A 3,098-nucleotide genomic window follows, 5' to 3' on the forward strand; every position below is an offset into this window, starting at 1 on the left:
CCATACTGGCGAAATATATCCGCCACCTCAAATGCGGGTCGGCTCATCCCTAAGCCTTACTTTAATGTACTGTTATTATTAAACAATTCTGCGAAAGCTTACTTGAACATTAATATTATTGTGATTCTCGTTTTTGTCCCTTTTTTTGTATTTTGCCTGATCTTCCATTAAATACAAGCGGATAATGATGGGCTGGATGGTCGTGAGAATAACATATGTTTCCGAAGTGTTAAAATAAATTCTGCCCGTTTGCAGAAATCGGGTATTTCTTGTTTCCATGCCCAAAAGACATGTTATTGAGAATCTTATTATTTTTAAGATTCAATATTCGATAGGAGCATAGAAAGCCGCAAGCCCTGGGTTGTTGTAATTCTGGCGGACGCCGGGTATGCAGTGAAGCGTCAGCAAGTCCGCCTCTGGAAGGTAGCCCGTTATGGCGATGAAAAAAAAGATGCCGGCTCCCTGCCCGATGCAGCGCTGCCGAGCGTGGGCGGTTTTTTCGGAAAAAGCGGGCAGACTGTTTGAGCGCCGCGTTTTGTGAAAATACGATAAAAGAAGGATTATGCTCGAACCGGAAAACATGCTTTAAGACCGGTTCTCAAGCGAGTTTCTGCCCGCGCCGAAAAAACCGTCCACGCGAGGGAAGTCACGCCGCAGGCGGGACCGGCGCTGCCGGGAAATGTTTCTTTTGGTACTTTTCTTTGCGCCAAAGAAAAGTACATATTAAACGCGTTGGCAGCGCGGGCAATAGTGCGCCGACCGGGAACCGATAACTTCCCGGCGGATGGTGCCGCCGCAGTTCAGACAGGGCTCTCCTTCCCGGCCGTAAGCCTGGAGATAGCTCTGGAACCCCCCGAATTCCCCCTCCACCCCGGCAAAGGTGTCCACGGTGGTGCCCATGTTGGCGATGGCCGCGGTCAGCACGTCCCGGATGGCGTCATACAGGGCATTGACCTTGCGTGCTGAAATGCCGTTGGTTTGCGCCCGGGGATGGATCTTCGCCCGGAACAGGGATTCATCGGCGTAGATGTTGCCGATGCCGGCCAGAAAGCGCTGGTCCAGCAGGGCCGGCTTGATCATGCGTCCGGTTCGGTTCATGCGGGCGACAAAATCCGGTCGCGTAATCTCCAGCGGCTCCGGGCCCAGGTCGGCCAGGCCCTTCTGTTCCATCACCGTATTGGTGAGAAAAAGCCGGACCCGGCCGAACCGCCGCGTGTCCTGGTACCGCAGCTGGCGGTCTTCCCCCTTCAGGTCAAACAGCACCAGGTCATGGGGGCCGGGCGGCGTGTCCAGGTCGGCGAAATAAAAATGGCCGGTCATCTTGAGATGAACCCACAGGGTCAGACCGCCGGACAGGTCCATGAGAATGTTCTTGCCCCGGCGGCGGACGGTTAGAAATCGATGTCCCGTAAGCATCCGGCGCCACCCCCGGGGATTGTCCCGGTTGATCTTGGTATAGCGGCAAACGACACCGGCTAGAACTTTCCCGGTAACGGCCGTGCGCAAGCCCCGGACAACGGTTTCAACTTCCGGCAGTTCCGGCATGGGCGCCTTCCTTCCGCAGTTTTTTCACGGCCGCGATGATCACCTCGGCGGCCCGGTCGATTTGCCCGGCCGTGGTCATCCGGCCGGAGGAAAACCGCAGGGTTCCCCTGGCCCAGGCTTCGGGAACGCCCATGGCCGTCAGCACGTGGGAGATCTCCACGTGGTCCGAATGACAGGCGGCGCCGGCCGAGGCGGCCACCTCCAGGCCGATCTCCTCCAGGATGCGGTTGGCATCCAGCCCGTAAAACGACACACTGGAGGTGTTGGGCAGGCGCAGGTCCGGATGGCCGTTAAAACGAATTTCAACGAGACCGGCACGCAAAGCGGATTCAAGCCGGTCGCGCATGGTTTTCAAATGAGCGCCATGTTCTTCCAGGCCGGCGGCGGCCAGCTCGCAGGCCTTTCCCAGGCCCACGATTCCCGGCACGTTTTCCGTGCCCGCCCGGATTCCCCGTTCCTGCCCGGCGCCGTGGCAGAAGATTTGCGGCTCGATGCCGCGGCGGATATACAGGGCGCCGATCCCTTTGGGCGCGTAGAGTTTATGCCCGGCGACGGTCAGCAGATCCACTCCCAGCTCGTCTACACCGGCGCGGATTTTCCCCAGGGATTGGGCCGCGTCGGTATGCATGAGGATGCCGGCCTTTTTCGCCAGGACCGCTATTTCCTCCACCGGCTGGATGGTGCCCACCTCGTTGTTGGCGTGCATGATGGAAATCAGAATGGTTTCCGCCCGGATGGCGGCGGCCGCGTCAGCCGGATTGACCCGGCCGGTTTCATCCACGGGCAGGCGGGTGACGGTGAAACCGTGCCGCTCCATGAAGCGGCAGACCTCCAGGATGGCCGGGTGTTCGACCGCTGACGTGATGATATGGTTGCCGCGGTTCCGCCGGGCGCCGGCCATGCTCTTGACGGCCTGGTTGTTGGATTCGGTGCCGCCGCTGGTGAAGATCACTTCGTCCGGCGCGCAGCCCAGCAGCCCGGCCACCTGGCGCCGGGCCTCCGTCACCGCCTCCCGGGGCTTAATACCGTACCAGTGGGAACTGGACGGGTTGCCGAACTCGGTCTCCAGATAAACCCTCATGGCCGCGACAACCTCCGGGTCATGGGGCGTGGTGCCGTTATAGTCGAGGTAAATCGGTCGGATCATGACAAGTCCTTTTTAAAGCCGCCAGGTTTGCCTGTAGATAATCAACACGCCAGCGGATGGCTTTTTCCATTCAGGCATAGATGTTTACTATATCATATTGATGGCCGCAACAAACCCGTTTTGTTCGTTCAGCGATCATGGCGGGCGGCAACTGCCGTTGAGTCGGGCGGCCGACATCGGGCCGGAAGACATTTTCCAGAGGGCCTTGTATCCGGCCGGTCAATGGGCTATGGTAGCAAAGTTATCCACCAACCCTTTGGAACTCAAAGACTGAAGAACTGGAAGGCTAAACAGGCTGTCCAACAGCCTGTCGTTTGAGCCCCCGTTTTTATGGTTAAAAATTACAATTTTTTTTCTTTAAAAACCAGTCAAAAATCAAATTATATGCTTGATTTTATTGAAAATA

The 3,098-nt window shown here is 57.2% G+C and carries 2 protein-coding genes; both read right to left on the minus strand.

Going from position 1 to position 3,098, the window contains the following annotated elements:
* Positions 1 to 723: 723 nt before the first annotated feature.
* Entirely contained in the window at positions 724 to 1,545 is an 822-nt protein-coding gene (gene mutM / locus AB1724_20400; GenBank protein MEW6080179.1) for a bifunctional DNA-formamidopyrimidine glycosylase/DNA-(apurinic or apyrimidinic site) lyase, read from the minus strand.
* A complete protein-coding gene (locus AB1724_20405) occupies positions 1,523 to 2,692 on the minus strand; it encodes a cysteine desulfurase family protein (protein MEW6080180.1) in 1,170 nt (389 codons plus the stop codon). Before AB1724_20405 ends, mutM begins: the two co-directional genes overlap by 23 nt.
* Positions 2,693 to 3,098: the final 406 nt, after the last annotated feature.

It is taken from the genome of Thermodesulfobacteriota bacterium (genome assembly GCA_040753795.1).
In the GTDB taxonomy this organism is placed as follows: domain Bacteria; phylum Desulfobacterota; class Desulfobacteria; order Desulfobacterales; family Desulfosudaceae; genus JBFMDX01.

What these genes read in the sequence shown, in the direction of transcription:
- mutM (MEW6080179.1), bottom strand. Translation starts at nt 1,545, where the DNA reads ATGCCGGAACTGCCGGAAGTTGAAACCGTTGTCCGGGGCTTGCGCACG.
- AB1724_20405 (MEW6080180.1), bottom strand. Translation starts at nt 2,692, where the DNA reads ATGATCCGACCGATTTACCTCGACTATAACGGCACCACGCCCCATGAC.